Here is a 17,794-nt window from a genome sequence, read left to right as displayed (position 1 = left end):
CCGGTTTCAGAGAAGGCGGGATTTTACCGCAGACACGATGCGTTCGACATCTGCTTTTGTCATTGTCGGGAACAACGGTAAGGTCACGATTTGTTTGCCGATGCGTTCGGCAACCGGGAACATGCCTTCCTTGAAACCGCGATTACGGTAATAGGTGAACAAATGAATCGCGCGGTAGTGATAACCCAGGCCGATCTGGACGTCTAACATCTGCTGCATGAATACAGCGCGGTTGATCCGTTCCGGCAGAACCAGATGGAACATGTGCCAGTTAGAATTTTCAAAATCCGCCACTGGCAGCTCCGCACCTGTCCGGGTTTCAAAGTCACTGCCAAACTGCTCGAAATAATACTGCGCCAGTTCCAACCGTTTGGCGTTGAATTCGGTCAAGCGTTTCATCTGACCCAGGCCGATAGCGGCAGCGATATCGGTCATATTGTATTTGCCGCCCAACACATCGACATCAATGCCATCGAGACCGTTGCGGGTGACGCCTTGTAAACGATATTTTTCCGCCAGACGCGCTTCTTCCGCGTTATTCAGTACCAGGCAGCCGCCTTCACCAGTCATGATGTTTTTATTGACCTGAAAACTGAATGACACGAAGTCACCGAATGCACCGATACGCTTTCCCTTCCAGCTGGAGCCGATTGCCTGAGCCGCATCTTCAATCACTCGCAGTTTGTATTTGCTGGCAATTTCGTACAGGTTATCCATGTCGCATGGCAGTCCGCACATGTGCACGGGAATGATGGCCTTGGTGCGTGGAGTGATGGCCGCCTCCACTTTATCCAGATCAATATTGTGCGTTTTGGGATCGATGTCGGCGAAGACCGGAGTTGCACCTGTTTCGATAATGACGTTGGCAGTTGCCACCCATGAATTGGGGGTTGTGATGACTTCGTCACCTGCACCGATGCCAGCGATACGCAAGGCGATTTCCATGGTGCAGGTTCCTGAATTGAAAGTACGTACCGGACGGCCGCCAAAATACTCAGACAACTGCGCTTCGAGCGCCTGCACTTTCGGGCCGCTGGTCAGCCAGCCAGACCGCAGTACATCCGCTACCGCTGCGATGGTTTCCTCGTCGATAGTCGGTTTGGTGAATGGCAGGAAGTTTAAAGACTCACTCATGGTCATCTTTCATTAACAGTTAATAGGTCGGGGTTGGTTACCCCATATACTCTGGGAGAGTATTTAAAACTCACCTTTTAAATTAGAGGAAAATAGGGAATTTTTTATCTATACTCCCCCAACTTTCCGGATTTAGCGTTCTAGCTTTTTACCAGCAGGGCGACGCCGATGATGATAATGCCGATCGCCAGCAAGCGCTGTAATGACATGACCTCGCCCAGAAAGTACCAGGCGCCGAGTGCGTTCACGATATAGCCGATCGAGAGCATCGGGTATGCGATCGATACATCAACGCGGGATAAACCGATAATCCAGACCACCACCGAAATCACATAGCACGAGAGGCCGCCGATAATCGGCAACTGGGTTGCCAGCTGCACGCCGGTGTGGAACCAATTTTCAGCATTCAGGTGAATGGCGCCGACTGCATTGGTACCTTTTTTCAGCAGTAACTGCGCCAGCGCATTGAGCAAAATACCGGTAATAATAAAACCAAAAGTATTCAGATTCATAAAAATTTCAGGCCAAAAGTGGTTATTGTGTGACTGCGGGCAGGGCGATGATGACCCGTTTGGGGTCTTCGCCGATGACGCGCATCGGGAGGTGCTGATTTTGAAAGTCGTGATAAATATCCGTGCGCAAAATAGCCACCGCTGCTTCCCCATTTTGCTGATGCTTCAGCCAGCGGGTAACGAAGTCCTCCCGTTTGGGAATCCATAATTCCGGTTGTTGCTGGAGGCCAAATTCCATTTCGTCAGGAAATTCAACCAGAATCAACTGATGCCGCAGATAAAACGGCAGCGCCTGTTCGTAGCGACCTACCGCATAAACCGGCGTATCCGGATTTTTCAGCTCAGCCTGTATGGCTGGGATATACGCCGTTCCGGCAATATACTTTCCCCATGGATCGTGGCCGAGAAAGGTAATTTGACCAGCCAGAAAGCCACTTGTCGCCAACAGGACGACGGCCCAGTCTTTACCCGCCTGCCTGCTGGCAGCCACTCTCCATGCAGCGAGACCGCCTGCGAGTGTCAGTCCGCTGGCAGCCAGCAGCCACGGTAGATACTGCTGATACAGCGGAACTTCGATTGCAGGTTTGTTCTGAACCAGCTTTGTCATCAGAGAAGGCAGCCCCAGCAATCCGGTCAGGCCAATTGCTGCGAACAGAATTGCGGCCAGCCTGATGTGACGTACCGTGCTGTTTTCAATCGCAACCGCAATCAGCAGAGCCAGTGCGGGGAAAATCGGCAAAATATAACCTGGCAGTTTGGAGCCGGAAATGCTGAAAAAGAAGAAAAAGAAAACAGACCAGATCAACAGCAGTTTCAGAGGCTGAAAACCTTGTGATTTTTCACTGACGCCCGCCCACAATCCTTGCAGCAGTAAACCCAGCCATGGAACGATGCCCAGCAACAGGAAAGGGAAAAAATAGTACCAGGCGCCGCCCCGTTTATGAACTCCGCTGGTGAAGCGGTCGAAATGCTCGTGGATGAAGAAAAAATGTGGATGCTCAGGGTTTCGCAGGGCAATCAGTATGAACCACGGGGCAGTGATGATCAGGAATAGGGCCAGGCCCTTCCAAAAATGCAGGCGTGTCCACAATTTCCAGTCGCGCATCAGCAGGGTGTAAATCACCAGCACAGCACCGGGCAGCACAAAACCAATCAATCCTTTAGACAGGGTGGCAAGTGCCATGCCTGCCCAGCACAGCAGCATGAAATTACGCTGTTCATGTTCACTGGCGTCGTTGCGCTGGCCCAGCAACAGGCCGCACATGGAGATGGTCATCATACCTGACAACCCCATATCCAGTGAGTTCACATGCCCCATTCCGGCCCAGTAAAAGCTGGAGCCCAGTACCAGGCCTGCCATGATACCAGTGCGTCGACTGAAAATACGCGTTCCGGTGAACACGATCGACGCGATACCGATCAGGCCGCACAAGCCGGTCCATAGTCTGGCCTGCCAGTTGCCGAGTCCGAAAACGGCAAAGGTCAGCGCATTCATCCAGTTTTGCAGCGGCGGTTTTTCAAAATATTTAATGCCATTCAGACGCAGGGTGATCCAGTCCCCGCTGGCAAGCATTTCACGCGCCATTTCGGCATAGCGACCTTCATCTGTCGGAACCAGGGTCCTGGCTCCCAACATCGCCATCCAGACGATTAAAAAGCCGATACTCAGCACCCACAGCGTGCGGGTTGACTCAAAAGGGGAGCGTGCATTCATCGTCAGGCGATTTCCATGATGAGTGCCAGAGCGACTTTGCGGCCTTCTGCCATCAGAATATTGTAAGTGCGGCAGGCAGCCTGGTTATCCATGCATTCAACGCCGATCCTTTGAGACGTCAGGCTGCTGATCAGTTTAGGATGAATGAAGCGCTGACGATTTCCCGTCCCGAGGATCACTACATCCGGGCGGGTTGCTTCAATTTGTGCAAAATCTGCTGCATTCAGATTGTCAAAGCGCTCTACCGGCCAGAGGACGGGCTTTGTTTCGGGCAGCACGATCAGGCTGTGCCGGAAAGGGATGGCATTAATTTCAACGCTGTCAGCATCGTAAGCCGTGATGGTCTGATATTGCTGGGTGGGTGTGGAGTGCAACTTCATGTAGGTATTTTATGCAAAGGAGTATCTTTGACGGAGAACTTTCAGTGCGGCATTGTAACTTTTTTTTCATGAATGTCATGCCCGCTCTGGCATTGGTATGAAATTATTCTGTTGAGCGAATCGCCATGATCATAAAAAAGGCTCCCGCAGGAGCCTTGAAGGAAGGATTGCCTGCGATGCGCATCTCAGAATTCTTCCCATTGGTCTTCTGTTTTTTGTTGAGGTTTGGCATCGATTTTCCTGATTTTGACAGGTAAGGCTTTTTTAGGAGCTGCCTGCATGGTCCGCTTGCCGTGAACGGCAGTCGTAGCGGCAGTCCGTACCGGGGTCAGGGTTTTCTTCTCAGAGGTTCTAGCCTGCGGCAGGTCATTCTCTTTGAGCTTAAATACACTGACTGTTTTCAGTAAATGTTCCGTCTGATCTTGCATTGCCGCTGCGGCTGCCGCTGCTTCTTCGACCAGTGCGGCGTTTTGCTGGGTCACATTATCCATTTCGGTGATGGCCAGATTGATCTGACCAATGCCATGGCTTTGCTCCGTGGTTGCCGCAGTAATTTCAGCGATTACATCGGTCACGCGGCGTACGCTGTCTGATATCTCGGTCATGGTCTGTCCGGCTTTGTCCACCAGCTTACTGCCGTGATCGACGCTCTCTACGGAATCATTAATCAGAACCTTGATCTCTTTGGCAGCAGTCGCAGAGCGTTGCGCCAGATTGCGCACCTCTGAAGCTACCACGGCAAATCCGCGCCCCTGCTCCCCGGCGCGTGCTGCCTCAACAGCCGCATTCAGCGCCAGGATATTGGTCTGGAATGCAATCCCGTCAATGACGCTGATAATGTCGACAATTTTTTGGGAAGATGCATTAATCAGGGTCATGGTCGAAATGACTTCAGATACCACGGCGCCGCCTTTGACTGCCACATCCGTTGCCGACGCCGCGAGCTGATTGGCTTGCCGTGTATTGTCTGCATTATGTTGGACGGTGCTGGTCAACTCCTCCATTGAAGAAGCGGTTTCTTCCAGTGAGCTGGCCTGGGATTCGGTACGGCTGGATAAATCCATGTTGCCGGAGGCGATTTCCTTTGATGCGCCGGAAATGGCATCGGTGCTGGTTTTCACCTCTCCGATCAGGTGAGCGATGCTGTCACGCATGGTTTTGATCGAAAACAACAGGCTGGAATTGTCTTTGTCGCGTAAAACAATGTCCTCTGTCAGGTTGCCTGCGGCAATGTGGCGCGTCATGGTTGCCGCATAATCAGGTTCTCCACCGAGCTGCCGTATCAGCCCCCGGACAATGAACAGGGACACGGCGACCAGCAATGCCGTCAGAATAGCGGCTCCTGCGGTTGCTTCCATTAGCCGCTCGTAAAATGTGGCATTGATTGAGTCGATGTAAACGCCGGATCCGATGACCCACCCCCACGGGGCAAAGCCTTTGACAAAGGAGACCTTTTGCACAGGCTCTGCATTTCCAGGCTTGGGCCACATGTAGTAGACATAGCCTTCGCCATCTTTTTTGACGATGTCGACCATTTCAGAAAATAAATGTTTTCCGGTCGGATCCTGCGTCGCGGATTGATTTTTCCCTTCCAGCTCCGGTTTAATCGGATGCATGACCATCACAGTCTGCATATCATTGATCCAGAAGTATTCCTTCTGACCGTAACGCAATACCCGTAACGCATCTTTGGCGGCCTGTTGTGCGTCAACCTCGGTCAGTTTTCCACTCTTGAACTGGCCATAATAAAACTCAACCAGTTTTTCGGTGGTTTCTACGGTTTGCCGGACGTTGCTCTGCCTTTCCTGCAGAATCAGCCCTTTTTCTGAAGTCAGGAAAGTGGCTGTCAGCAAAAAAATACCAATCACTGCGCCAATGATGAGAATACCAAGACGCCGGCTGATGCTGAGCCTCTGGAGTGCGAGAAAAGCAGACATGATTGCCCCTAGTTTATATTTTATGGATGAATTTTTACTTAATATCCTCGCATATAAGTATTTGCTTGAATAGTGAAATATTTCCATGTGGAAAATTATTTGCTTGCGCTAAATTATTTTTTGTATTTGTTTCTTTCCATACTAGTCTTTTTTTCTCTTAAGTAAAATTCCCCCGAACTGTGCGAATCGGCAAACAAATCCGCCATAAATCCGATAATTACGGAAAACGAATTGATTAAACACAATTCCTTGTGCAAAATACTTTGTTCGGCAGTGCAGCAAATAGAGGTGGTATTTCATTTGCTGACCGTTTTCAGGCGATCGTTTAAGGGAATTTGCTGGTGCGTCCAATACTCAAATCACAGAAATTAGCTGACGTCTGTTATGACATCCGTGGGCCTGTTATGGAAAAGGCTAAACAGATGGAGGACGAAGGGCATAAGATCATTAAATTAAACATCGGCAACCTGGCTGTATTTAACTTTGATCCGCCTGATGAAATTGTCCAGGACATGATCCGGAACATGCAGAACGCGGCCGGGTACACTGACTCCAAAGGCATGTTCGCGCCGCGCAAGGCAATCATGCACTACACCCAGGAAAAGCATATCCATGGCGTGACGATTGAAGATGTGTACATCGGCAATGGCGCTTCCGAGCTGATCGTGATGGGAATGAATGCGTTGCTCAACGGCGGTGATGAAGTGCTGGTGCCAGCTCCGGATTATCCTTTGTGGACTGCGGCAGTCAGTTTGTCCGGCGGTAAGCCAGTGCATTATATTTGCGATGAGACAGCCGACTGGATGCCGGACATTGATGACATCAAGAGCAAAATCACGCCGAATACCAAAGCCATCGTCGTGATCAATCCAAATAATCCGACCGGGGCGCTGTATCCGGTTGAAGTGTTGCAACAGATTGTTGAGGTTGCACGTCAGCATCAGTTGATTGTCTTTGCCGATGAGATTTACGACAAAACCCTGTATGACGAAGCCGAACACACCTCGATTGCGTCGCTGGCGGATGATGTACTGTTCCTGACCCTGAATGGTCTGTCAAAAAATTACCGCTCCTGCGGTTATCGTGCCGGCTGGATGGTCGTCTCCGGTGAAAAGCGGCATGCTAAAGATTATATTGAAGGTCTGAATATGCTGGCATCCATGCGTCTGTGCGCTAATGCGCCGGGACAGTTTGCGATTCAGACCGCGCTGGGAGGCTATCAGAGTATTCAGGATCTGGTCGGTCCCGGCGGGCGCTTGCTGAAACAGCGCAATCTGGCCCATCAGCTGCTGACCGAGATACCCGGGGTAACTTGCGTCAAACCCAAAGCAGCACTGTACATGTTTCCGAAGCTGGATCCCAAGATTTATCCGATCGCGGACGATCAGCAATTTATTCACGAGCTGCTGACCGAGCAGCGCGTTTTGTTAGTGCAGGGGACTGGTTTTAACTGGATCAGACCTGACCATTTTCGCGTGGTGTTCCTGCCTAATACGGATGATTTAACCGAAGCATTCGGACGGATTTCGCGTTTCCTAGAAGCGTACCGAAAACGTCACGGCACCAATTAATCCAATTACTGTTAGAAATCATATGAAACCCATCAAAGTAGGTCTGTTAGGCATAGGTACTGTCGGTTCCGGCACTTTCAATGTATTAAAGCGCAATCAGGAAGAGATTACGCGCCGTGCGGGCCGCTCTATTGAAATTGCCATGGTGGCAGATCTGAATGTTGAGCGGGCGCGTGAATTGACGCATGGCGAAGTAGAAGTCGTCAGCGATGCGAACCTGGTGGTGAGTCATCCGGACATCGACATCGTGATTGAACTGATTGGCGGTTATGGTATTGCCAGGGAATTGGTTTTAAAAGCGATTGCTAATGGCAAGCATGTCGTTACGGCAAACAAGGCGTTGCTCGCGACGCATGGAAATGAAATCTTCAAAGCGGCACAGGAAAAAGGCGTGATGGTGGCGTTTGAAGCGGCTGTTGCTGGCGGCATTCCGATTATCAAGGCACTGCGTGAAGGTCTGACTGCTAACCGGATTCAATGGATCGCCGGCATCATCAACGGCACAACGAATTTCATTTTGTCGGAAATGCGTGACAAGGGATTGGACTTCAGTACTGTGTTGAAACAGGCGCAGGAATTGGGTTATGCCGAAGCCGATCCGACCTTTGATATTGAAGGTGTGGATGCGGCGCATAAAGCGACGATCATGGCATCGATTGCCTATGGTATCCCCATGCAGTTCGACAAAGCCTATGTCGAGGGAATTACCCGCCTGGAAGCCAGTGACATCCGCTATGCAGAAGAGTTGGGTTACAGAATCAAATTACTGGGCATTACCAAGCGCACCCCTGAAGGCATTGAGCTGCGCGTACACCCGACCCTGATTCCCGAAAAACGCCTGATCGCGAACGTTGAAGGTGCCATGAATGCGGTACTGGTGCAAGGTGATGCGGTAGGTGCAACGCTATATTATGGAAAAGGCGCGGGTTCCGAGCCGACGGCGTCTGCCGTGATTGCCGATCTGGTTGATATTACACGGCTGGCGACAGCGGATCCTGAACACCGTGTGCCACATCTGGCTTTCCAGCCCGGTTCTATCAGCAACCTGCCGATTCTGCCGATGACAGAGATCGTGACCAGCTATTATCTGCGTATGCATGTCGAAGACAAGCCGGGCGTACTGGCTGATGTCACCCGGATTCTGGCTGATTTCTCGATCTCCATTGATGCGATGTTGCAAAAAGAGCCTGGTGAGGGCGAAACCCAGACGGATATCATCATCCTGACCCATCAGACGAAAGAAAAAAATATTGTTGCTGCAATCCAAAAAATTGAGGCACTTAATGCGGTATCTGGCGATGTCACCAAATTGCGCCTGGAAGATCTGAACTGAACGACATGTTGTCATCTGACATTTCGATGCCGGATGATCAGTGAGGAATATAAAAACGCGATCATTGATTGATCGCGTTTTTTATTTTAGCTATTTGGGGGATGAGAACTGGCGAAAGATTGAGGGTACACATTCTGAATATAGAAACAGCTACCATTCCGGAGAATTTTGGAAATTGACTAACGCAATATTTTCTCTTTCAATTCTGCCGCATGATGCTGATGTACTTTGACCAGCGTTGAAACTCTTGTCCCGTAATCGCTGGAGACAATGCACGGCGATGACAGCAGCCGTTCCATTTCAAAAGAAACACCGGTATCGGGCAAGCGGCAATCTGGCGCCTGATTCGTATTGGCCAGCATTTCAAAAAAAGCGTCTTCAGGCGCAAGTTGACACAGCAGGCTGGCAAATTCCGCCTTGGTTTTCACGACTTTATGCCAGCAAGTATCGAGTGCGGCATTCGATAGCCCATAAATTCCGGCCGGAAGCGAGACGCCATTGAGTGGATTATCCTGATGTCGGTTAGAAAACCAGATCAAATCCTGCTGATCCCCCACCAGCAGATTAAAGCCATTGTAATCACCGACAGTATCCCGCAAATCAGCAATGTAATCCTGAGCAGATACATTGCTTTGCAGATAATTTGCAACCAGCTCACCACGTGAGGGTGCTGCATCACGCTTGTCAGCTGGAGCGCGGACATTGGTGATTGCCGCAAATTTCCTGGCTGGCGCGTCAGTATTTTCTCCTGCCTGAATACCGAGCCAGGTGCCGCCAGACTGCAAATCCCGTCCGGCATACACGCTGGGAGCTTCAGGCCACCAGCTGGCTGGAGCGGCTGGCCGGTCATAAAATTCGTCTCGGTTAGCGGCCGCCAGCAAAGGTGTTCCGGGGATCAGCTTCCAGGCAAAAACAATCAGGCACATACATCCACATCCAGAAAATATTCAATATGCCTTTCACTGTACTGCAAATCGGCAAACAGCGTTTGCTCAAGCACCCGATTCAGCAGGTTATCAAAACCGACAGGGACGTCATGATAAACCTCCATCCAGGTGTGCGGCTCACCTGTCGCGGCCGGACGGCGCTGCACCCTGCTACGGATCTGATGCTGCGACATCAGCAATTGCTGCAGTTGCTTTTCTGCTTTCAGGATATCCGCTTCCAGGCTTGAGTCTGCTTTAAAATAAATATAACAATTCATCATTTAAGTAAGAAAAACATGCTCTTTTTCAGTCTGTATGACCATGATCAGTCACAGCAAAAGATACGCCAAAGCACATACATCCGTAAATCCATCAGGGATCGGATATCTGATCATCAGGCAGTAATGTCGGTGATCGGGTAGGGCAACGACAGTAGTTGTGCGACCGGTCCGTCAGGCGCTCCACAATGAATGACGCCATGCTCCTGATCGGCAATGGTCATTTCGATCAACGCCAGACTGCTGGCAGCGTTGACGGGTTCTGCATTCACGATTACTCCGCATGGCTGTGCCTGATCGTCTGCACGATAGACATCCATGCCTGCCTCCATTCCCGTTGCAGGAATAGATGCCAGAAAAGTACGGCGCTTCAGTTTCCCCAGATACTGGCTGCGTGCGACGATTTCCTGACCGGGATAGCAACCTTTTTTGAAATTGACTCCTCCGATCAGTTCAAAATTGATCATTTGCGGTACAAATTTTTCCTGTGTTGCAAGATGAATATGCGCGATGCCGGCTTCGATTTCACCCAGATTCCAGTCTGCCGTATTCGTCAGCTGCAACTGTTCACTGAGGACAGACCATGCCTGAACTGCGAGCTCCTGCGGGCAGACCCACTGATAGCGGGGAGATGAACGCACATCGCTGCAACGGATTAACGTCCCCGCTGCATTGCTGATCTGGGTTCCGGCTGCTGCAGGCAACTCCGGGAACCAGGTGGTGAGCGCCTTTCCAGCCTGTTGCCCACCAAGACCAAATACGACAAATTGTGAGGTCACATCATGCAATTTAGCTTTGGCGCGCAAAATAAACATACTGAGTCGCTTCAGTACCGTTGTCTGAATCGAACCGGACATCATCAGGTAAATTCCTGCGTCCGCCCTCCAGTATTCAAGGCTTGCCAGCATACGGCCTTTTGGGGTGCAGTACGCAGCACGCCTGACCTCGCTGGCATTCAGATTTTCAACGTCATTGCTGAGCTGATTGTGCAGAAAATGAGCAGCATCCTCACCATCCGCAAGCGCCAGCCCGGTATCCGGCAATAGTGTGAGGTAACCGTTTTTCCAGGCAACGTTGTTCCAGGCTGAGTGGTAGCCACTGAGTTTATGGTGGATGACCGTAAGTTTCTGTTGCTCTGCAAATTGTTGCCACATAATTCTGACTTTCTGTTGGTTCAGTTAATCCGGATGATCATGGGAAGCGTATTTCATTCCACGCCGGATATGCGTCCTTTGGAATGGCTTCTGAATGGCTGAGAATTATAGTAGTCTCTGAAGATTCTGGTGTGGAACAGGTTTTCTGCCCAACATGGCATGTCAGGAACGGAGCGACTTGCGCTACACTACGTCTTTTTCGGCCGATGTGACGCTCGCATTATTGACTGATTTTTTATTTGTTGCATTATGAGACTCATCCGATTGTTATTCATCCTGCTGGTTTTTGCAGCAGTTGCTGCCAGCGCAGGGTTTCAATTCTGGACCGGGCAGGTGATTGAAGTCGGGGAGACTCCGGTTGAATTTACCATTCGCCCTGGCAGCAGCGTCAGAAGCGCCACGAGACAGATGCATGATGCCGGACTTCCGGTGCAGCCTTTACTCATGGAATTATTGGCCCGTCTGTCCGGTAAAGCCAATCAAATTAAGGCAGGTTCCTACGCACTGGAGCAGGGGAAAACACCCCTGCAGTTGCTGGATAAAATAGTCAATGGCGAATTCTCGATGGGATCGGTAGTTATCATCGAAGGGTGGAATTTTTCCCAGATGCGCAAGGCAATTGATGCACAACCCGCGTTGAAACACGACAGCCAGAATCTCAGTAATGCAGCGCTGATGAAAAAAATCGGCTCAGATTACAGCAATCCCGAAGGCCTGTTTTTCCCTGATACGTATCTGTTCCCTAAAGGCAGCAGCGATCTGCTGATCTATCAGCAAGCGCATGCTGTGCAACTGAAGCGTCTGCAGGATAGCTGGAGCGGTCGCGCTGAACACCTCCCGTATAAGAATCCGTATGAAGCACTGATTATGGCATCTATCATTGAAAAGGAAACCGGCCAGAAATCAGAACGACCGCTGATTGCCGCAGTATTTGTGAATCGTCTGAAAGCCGGCATGCTGCTGCAGACAGACCCGACGGTAATTTATGGAATGGGCGAGCAGTATCAGGGGAAAATTCACAAACGCGACCTTCAGACAGATACGCCTTACAACACATATACCCGTGCAGGCTTGCCACCAACCCCGATTGCTTTGCCTGGACAGGCGTCCCTGTCTGCTGCTTTAAATCCGGCACAAAGCGATGCCTTGTATTTTGTTGCAAAGGGGGATGGTACCAGCCATTTTTCTGACAATCTCGATGCGCATAACCGTGCCGTCAATCAATTCCAGCGCTAAAACGGCCAGATCAGAACACAATGACATTTTCAGGAAAATTAATCAGCTTTGAGGGTATCGACGGTGCCGGAAAGTCGACCCATATCCACTATGTTGCAGACCGTTTGCAGGCGGCACTGGCATCGCAAAACAAACAAGTAATCTGCTCCCGCGAACCGGGAGGAACCCCGCTGGGAGAAACTTTACGTCAGATTTTACTGCAACAAAAGATGCACCTGGAAACCGAGGCATTGCTGATGTTTGCTGTTCGCCGCGAGCATATTGCACAAGTGATTGAGCCTGCCTTAAAGCGAGGTGACTGGGTGATTTCAGACCGTTTCACCGACGCCAGTTTTGCTTATCAGGGCGGAGGACGTCATCTGTCGCTGGAAAAGCTGAATGTGCTGGAGCAATGGGTGCATCCGCACTTGCAGCCAGATCTCACGCTGCTATTCGACGTACCGTTGGAAGTTGCGCGAGCCCGGCTGAATGCAACTCGTGATCTCGATAAATTCGAACAGGAAAAAGCAACTTTTTTTGCAGATACCCGTAACGAATACCTGCGTCGCGCCGCTGAATTTCCACAACGTTTCCGCATCATTGACTCCACCCGTTCTATAGACGAAATACGCGTGCAGATTGATGTGCTGATTGATACCTTACTCGGTAACGGCGGAGTATCTGCTCAATGATACATCCTTTGTTCGACTGGCAGGATCAGGCATGGCAGGCATTCCGCGCGCTGCGTACACGCATGCCACATGCATTCCTGATCCACGGTCCGCGCGGCATCGGAAAAACAGTGTTTGCAGAACACATGGCGCAGTCACTGTTATGCGAGCAGCCGGATGCGCATGGTCACGCTTGTCAGCAATGCGCTTCATGCGGATGGTTTATCCAGTACAGTCACCCTGACTATCGTCGCGTCAGACCCGAACTGATGGATGAAGAAAATGCCACCACAGAAGCAGACGGCAATGCCCCTGACGTAATTGCAGGTACTGGAAAATCATCGAAAGCGAGTAAGGCACCATCGAAAGAAATCGTGATTCAGCAGATCCGTGCCTTGTCTGACTTCATGAATATTTCAACACACCGGCAAGGCAAAAGAGTCATTGTGTTATATCCGGCAGAAGCCCTGAATATTCCTGCAGCCAATGCCTTGTTGAAGTCGCTGGAGGAGCCTGCCGCGGATACGGTTTTTATTCTCGTGTCTGACAGTCTGGACCGGTTGTTGCCGACTATCCTGTCGCGGTGCCATAAATTCCCACTCGGAATGCCGGAATACCGGATTGCTCTGGATTGGCTGAAAAAACATGGCATCCGCGATGCAGAAACCTGGCTGGCACAACAAGGCGGAGCACCATTAGCAGCATTGATGATGGCTCAATCAGATACACATGCTGATCTGGAGGATTTCCTCCGGCACCTCAGCATGCCAGGAGTCGATGGCAGTCTGAAACTGGCTGACAAAATGCAGAAAATGGAAATGTCTGTCTTAATTGGCTGGATGCAGCGCTGGTTATACGATATATTCTCTTATAAACAAAGTCAGAGAATCCGGTATTATCCCCGCTACGAAAAAGAGATAAAGAGTCTGGCCGCACGCATCGGAACAGATATCTTGCTGAATTTGCTGAAAAATATGAATGAACGCCAGGCAATCGCGAGCCATCCTTTATCGCCAAAATTATTCTTAGAAGATATGTTGCTTGAGTATGCTGCCGTCTTCGCCTGAACCAGCGAAAGCATGACTATGTCAGATTTATCAACTGAATCCGGTATTCCTGCCGTACCCAATCGTCCTTCAGTCCTGTCGCTGGCGATTAAAGAAAAAGCATCTTTATTTGCGGCGTACATGCCATTCTTACGAAATGGCGGAATTTTTGTTCCTACGAATAAAAATTATCGTCTTGGAGAGGAAATTTATCTGATCCTGACATTGCTGGATGATCCCGCCAAATATCCTGTTGCCGGGAAAGTCGCATGGATTACGCCTCCGGGGGCCGGCAATAACAAATCCCAGGGTATCGGGGTTCATTTTCCCGATGATGAAAGCGGCACTCGTATCCGCTTACGGATTGAGGAAGCGCTGGGGGCTGCCATCCGCTCTAACCGGGCAACTCACACTATTTAATTTATGTCAGAAAATTTTTCATACCGGTTTGCACGCTTTGAAGATTTGCCACAGATTGTGGCCATTTACAATTCGACCATTGCGTCACGCCAGGTCACCGCTGATACTGAACCGGTCAGTGTTGAATCACGTCATTCCTGGTTTCACGAACACAGGCCTGATCGTCGTCCTTTATGGGTCAGCGAACAGGATGGTGAAATCACTGGCTGGCTTTCCTTTTCCAATTTTTACGGACGTCCGGCATATGCAGGAACAGCCGAGTTGTCGATTTATCTGCATGAAAATGCCCGAGGCAAGGGATTGGGCAAGCAGTTTCTGAGGCTGGCAATGGTACATGCGCCGGCAATTCAGGTGCATACATTGTTGGGCTTTATTTTTGGGCACAATGTGCCAAGCCTGAAATTATTCGAGCATTTCGGTTTTGAAACCTGGGCCAATCTGCCCAGAGTTGCAACGCTGGACGATATAGAGCGCGATCTGATTATTCTCGGCAAACGCGTCGCCTGAATCCTGCAAACAGTCCGGTATCAGATCTACATGGCAACCTGCTTAAACAGGTTGCCTTTCATTTTTTAGGAATTTCATTATGCTGAGTTACCGTCACGGTTTTCACGCGGGCAATCACGCCGATGTATTAAAACATTTTGTCCTGGTTCAACTGCTCCAGTACCTGAACCAGAAGGATACCGCCTACACCTACATTGATACGCATGCCGGTGCCGGTTTGTATGCCCTTGACAGCGGTTATGCCACCAAAAACGCCGAATTTGAAACCGGGATTGGGCCGCTCTGGGAAAAGAAAGACTTGCCACCAGCTCTGGCTGATTATATGGCGCTGGTCAAAGAGCTTAATCCCAGTGGAAAGATGCGCTATTACCCTGGTTCGCCATACTGCGCCAGCAAAATCATGCGTGAGCAGGATCGTTTACGTCTGTTTGAATTGCATCCCAGTGAAATTAAAGTATTGAGTGAAAATTTCCGGAAAATGGATGCCCATGCGGCTGAACAGGGGCACCGACCGGCGGTAAGGGGAAAACGCATCATCATTTCTGATGCTGACGGTTTTGAAAGCCTGAAGGCCTTATTGCCGCCACCTTCACGTCGTGGCATCGTACTGATCGATCCACCATTCGAGGTGAAAGATGATTATCGCCGTGTCAGGGTGGCGCTGGAAGACGCAGTCAAACGTTTTTCTACAGGAACCTATGCAATCTGGTATCCGGTATTGCAACGCCCCGAATCACGCCAACTGCCGGAAAAGTTGAAACGCATTGACTGTAAAGACTGGCTGAATGTCACCTTATCAATCAGCGGACCGTCACCAGACGGATTCGGTTTGCACAGCAGCGGCATGTTCATCCTGAATCCTCCCTGGACACTGGCTGCGACACTGAAAGAAGTCATGCCTTATCTGGTCGCCACGCTGGGCAGGGACAAGGGTGCGCATTTTGAGCTGGAAACCGGAATACCGGTTTCCTCCGGAGGAAGTCGGCCGCTAAGGACTTAATCCCGGAGCCTTTCTTATAGTCGGTTATTCTTCAATTCTTCAATAACGGAAATCGGGCAGTAATCGCGCTGTCGGTTTCCGTTTTTTTCGCTTGCTGTTGCTTCATCTATAGCGTCATTTTTGCGCATTGCAATAATATTTTTTTTCTCGATCATTCTACATATATGGAGTAAAAATCACATTTTCGAACACATTATGCTGCATCGCATTAGAAATAGTGATTGACGGATTAGTACGGTCGTACAAAAATCGTTCAAGAATAAAATTCAGCAAACTCTGAAAAAAACAAATAAACCACCAGGCAGTTAATTTCAGGAGAACAAATGTCAGCTTACCCGATGAGTCCGTTAATGGGCCAAATGATGCATAAGCCTTTGCTGATCTCCAGCATTATTCAGCATGCGGATCGTTATTTCGGAAAAAATGAAATTGTTTCGCGACGTGTTGAGGGCGATATTCACCGCTACAACTACACCGAGTGCCACCGGCGCGCCAAAAAACTGGCCAATGCATTTGCTGGTTTTGGTATTCAGATCGGTGACCGGATTGCAACGCTGGCATGGAACGGTTATCGTCATCTGGAAGCTTATTACGCCGTATCGGGTTCCGGGGCGGTTCTGCACACCATCAACCCCAGGTTACATCCCGAGCAAATCAGCTATATCGTCAATCACGCAGAAGACCAGTACCTGCTGTTCGATATCACTTTCCTGCCAATTATCCAGGCGATCGCAACACATTGTCCGACCGTCAAAGCATTCATCATGATGTGCGGCCGCGATCATTTTCCTGCTGATTCCGGCATTCCGAATCTGCTATGCTATGAAGATCTGATTGAGGATAATTCCGATCAGTTTATCTGGCCTGAATTCGATGAAAATTCCGCCTCCAGCCTGTGCTACACATCCGGAACGACCGGACATCCGAAAGGCGCCCTGTACTCCCATCGATCTACGATTCTTCATTCTTATGCTTCGGCTATGCCGGACGGATTAAATGTTTCTGCCCGTGATTCAGTGCTTCCGGTGGTGCCCATGTTCCATGTGAATGCCTGGGGATTACCGTATTCCGCACCACTGACTGGCGCAAAGCTGGTTTTCCCCGGCCCTCATCTGGATGGCAAATCCTTGTACGAATTATTTGAACAGGAACAGGTAACTTTTTCAGCCGGAGTCCCAACCGTCTGGCTCGGTCTGCTGACCTATGTAGGACAGAACAATCTGAAGTTTTCCAGTTTCAAACGCACGGTGATTGGCGGTTCTGCCTGCCCGCCAGCAATGATGCGCAACTTCCGTCATAACTATAACGTCGAGGTTGTGCATGCCTGGGGAATGACCGAAATGTCGCCGCTGGGCACGGCCTGTACATTGTTATCTCGGCACAGTGCGTTAAGTGAAGAAGATCGGGAAAAAATCCTGACCAAGCAAGGCCATGTGCTATACGGTGTTGACATGAAAATTGTAGATGATGCCGGCAAAGAATTGCCTTGGGATGGCACCACCTATGGGAATTTATTGGTCAAAGGACCGTGGATCATTAACTCCTACTTTAAAGATGAGGGTGGCGATGTACTGGAAGACGGTTGGTTCCCAACCGGGGATGTAGCGACGATAGATGCTGATGGCTATATGCAGATCACTGATCGTAGCAAAGACGTGATTAAGTCAGGCGGTGAATGGATCGGCACGATTGATCTGGAGAATGTCGCGGTATCGCATCCAGCCGTGCTGCAGGCGGCGTGTATCGGCATTTACCATCCGAAATGGGATGAGCGCCCGTTGTTATTGATTGTCAAAAAACAGGGCGCAGAAGTCACAAAAGAAGAGCTTTTACATTTTTTTGAAGGTAAAGTAGCTAAGTGGTGGCTGCCCGATGATGTAGTGTTTATCGACGCTTTACCATTAGGGGCGACAGGTAAAATTTTAAAAAACAAACTCAGAGAACAATTTAAGGAGCACAAACTGCCAACAGCCCAGCGCTAAAAATTCAGCAAGAT

17 protein-coding genes are annotated in these 17,794 nt (G+C 50.0%); 9 read left to right on the top strand and 8 right to left on the bottom strand.

The features are described 5' to 3' along the window. Positions 1–6: 6 nt before the first annotated feature. The 5 genes from HV832_RS02150 to HV832_RS02130 all read right to left on the bottom strand — a co-directional run bounded on the left by HV832_RS02150 (position 7) and on the right by HV832_RS02130 (position 5,677). Entirely contained in the window at positions 7–1,134 is a 1,128-nt protein-coding gene (locus HV832_RS02150) for a DegT/DnrJ/EryC1/StrS family aminotransferase (RefSeq protein WP_176801886.1), read from the bottom strand. A 140-nt stretch (positions 1,135–1,274) separates the two neighbouring features. Then, positions 1,275–1,646, bottom strand: a complete 372-nt coding sequence (locus tag HV832_RS02145) for an EamA family transporter (protein WP_176801885.1) — start codon at positions 1,644–1,646, stop codon at positions 1,275–1,277. Positions 1,647–1,668: 22 nt separating this feature from the next. Beyond that, a complete protein-coding gene (locus tag HV832_RS02140; RefSeq protein ID WP_176801884.1) occupies positions 1,669–3,360 on the bottom strand; it encodes a glycosyltransferase family 39 protein in 1,692 nt (563 codons plus the stop codon). A 2-nt stretch (positions 3,361–3,362) separates the two neighbouring features. Next, complete coding sequence (locus tag HV832_RS02135) at positions 3,363–3,740, bottom strand: Mth938-like domain-containing protein (RefSeq protein ID WP_176801883.1); 378 nt, start codon at positions 3,738–3,740, stop codon at positions 3,363–3,365. Between the two features lie 185 nt (positions 3,741–3,925). After that, complete coding sequence (locus tag HV832_RS02130; RefSeq protein ID WP_176801882.1) at positions 3,926–5,677, bottom strand: methyl-accepting chemotaxis protein; 1,752 nt, start codon at positions 5,675–5,677, stop codon at positions 3,926–3,928. Between the two features lie 341 nt (positions 5,678–6,018). On the opposite strand from HV832_RS02130, the gene HV832_RS02125 reads away from it, so the two are divergent. Next, a complete protein-coding gene (locus HV832_RS02125; protein WP_176801881.1) occupies positions 6,019–7,248 on the top strand; it encodes a pyridoxal phosphate-dependent aminotransferase in 1,230 nt (409 codons plus the stop codon). A 22-nt stretch (positions 7,249–7,270) separates the two neighbouring features. Beyond that, complete coding sequence (locus tag HV832_RS02120; protein ID WP_176801880.1) at positions 7,271–8,581, top strand: homoserine dehydrogenase; 1,311 nt, start codon at positions 7,271–7,273, stop codon at positions 8,579–8,581. Positions 8,582–8,760: 179 nt separating this feature from the next. On the opposite strand, the gene HV832_RS02115 is transcribed toward HV832_RS02120, so the two are convergent. The 3 genes from HV832_RS02115 to ygfZ all read right to left on the bottom strand — a co-directional run bounded on the left by HV832_RS02115 (position 8,761) and on the right by ygfZ (position 10,939). Beyond that, on the bottom strand, positions 8,761–9,507 hold the full coding sequence (locus tag HV832_RS02115; RefSeq protein ID WP_176801879.1) for an NRDE family protein: 747 nt from the start codon (positions 9,505–9,507) through the stop codon (positions 8,761–8,763). Then, the gene (locus HV832_RS02110; protein ID WP_176801878.1) at positions 9,498–9,788 is read right to left on the bottom strand and encodes a DUF4936 family protein; all 291 of its coding nucleotides are present in this window, start codon (positions 9,786–9,788) and stop codon (positions 9,498–9,500) included. The genes HV832_RS02115 and HV832_RS02110 overlap by 10 nt, the downstream gene beginning before the upstream one ends. Before the next feature lie 113 nt (positions 9,789–9,901). Next, positions 9,902–10,939 (bottom strand): CAF17-like 4Fe-4S cluster assembly/insertion protein YgfZ, encoded by a 1,038-nt coding sequence (gene ygfZ / locus HV832_RS02105; protein ID WP_176801877.1) that lies wholly within the window; start codon positions 10,937–10,939, stop codon positions 9,902–9,904. A gap of 249 nt (positions 10,940–11,188) precedes the next feature. Here ygfZ and mltG point away from each other — a divergent pair, with 249 nt between their 5' ends. The 7 genes from mltG to HV832_RS02070 all read left to right on the top strand — a co-directional run bounded on the left by mltG (position 11,189) and on the right by HV832_RS02070 (position 17,780). Then, positions 11,189–12,175, top strand: a complete 987-nt coding sequence (mltG, locus tag HV832_RS02100) for an endolytic transglycosylase MltG (protein WP_176801876.1) — start codon at positions 11,189–11,191, stop codon at positions 12,173–12,175. 20 nt (positions 12,176–12,195) lie between these two features. Further along, positions 12,196–12,846, top strand: coding sequence for a dTMP kinase (tmk, locus tag HV832_RS02095; RefSeq protein WP_176801875.1), 651 nt, complete (start codon positions 12,196–12,198; stop codon positions 12,844–12,846). Beyond that, positions 12,843–13,892 (top strand): DNA polymerase III subunit delta', encoded by a 1,050-nt coding sequence (gene holB / locus HV832_RS02090; RefSeq protein ID WP_176801874.1) that lies wholly within the window; start codon positions 12,843–12,845, stop codon positions 13,890–13,892. The genes tmk and holB overlap by 4 nt, the downstream gene beginning before the upstream one ends. Before the next feature lie 12 nt (positions 13,893–13,904). Then, positions 13,905–14,291 (top strand): PilZ domain-containing protein, encoded by a 387-nt coding sequence (locus HV832_RS02085; RefSeq protein ID WP_223827109.1) that lies wholly within the window; start codon positions 13,905–13,907, stop codon positions 14,289–14,291. 3 nt (positions 14,292–14,294) lie between these two features. Continuing rightward, entirely contained in the window at positions 14,295–14,798 is a 504-nt protein-coding gene (locus HV832_RS02080; RefSeq protein ID WP_176801873.1) for a GNAT family N-acetyltransferase, read from the top strand. 79 nt (positions 14,799–14,877) lie between these two features. Further along, positions 14,878–15,798: a 23S rRNA (adenine(2030)-N(6))-methyltransferase RlmJ gene (locus HV832_RS02075; protein WP_176801872.1), complete on the top strand. Its 921-nt coding sequence runs from the start codon at positions 14,878–14,880 to the stop codon at positions 15,796–15,798. Positions 15,799–16,121: 323 nt separating this feature from the next. Next, a complete protein-coding gene (locus tag HV832_RS02070; RefSeq protein WP_176801871.1) occupies positions 16,122–17,780 on the top strand; it encodes a 3-(methylthio)propionyl-CoA ligase in 1,659 nt (552 codons plus the stop codon). Positions 17,781–17,794 lie beyond the last annotated feature (14 nt).

The organism is Cognatundibacterium oligocarboniphilum (assembly GCF_013377855.1).
Classification (GTDB): Bacteria; Pseudomonadota; Gammaproteobacteria; order Burkholderiales; family Burkholderiaceae_D; genus Undibacterium; species Undibacterium oligocarboniphilum.
Note: the sequence above shows the minus strand (reverse complement) of the source record. Positions and strands in the feature narration are given on the sequence as shown.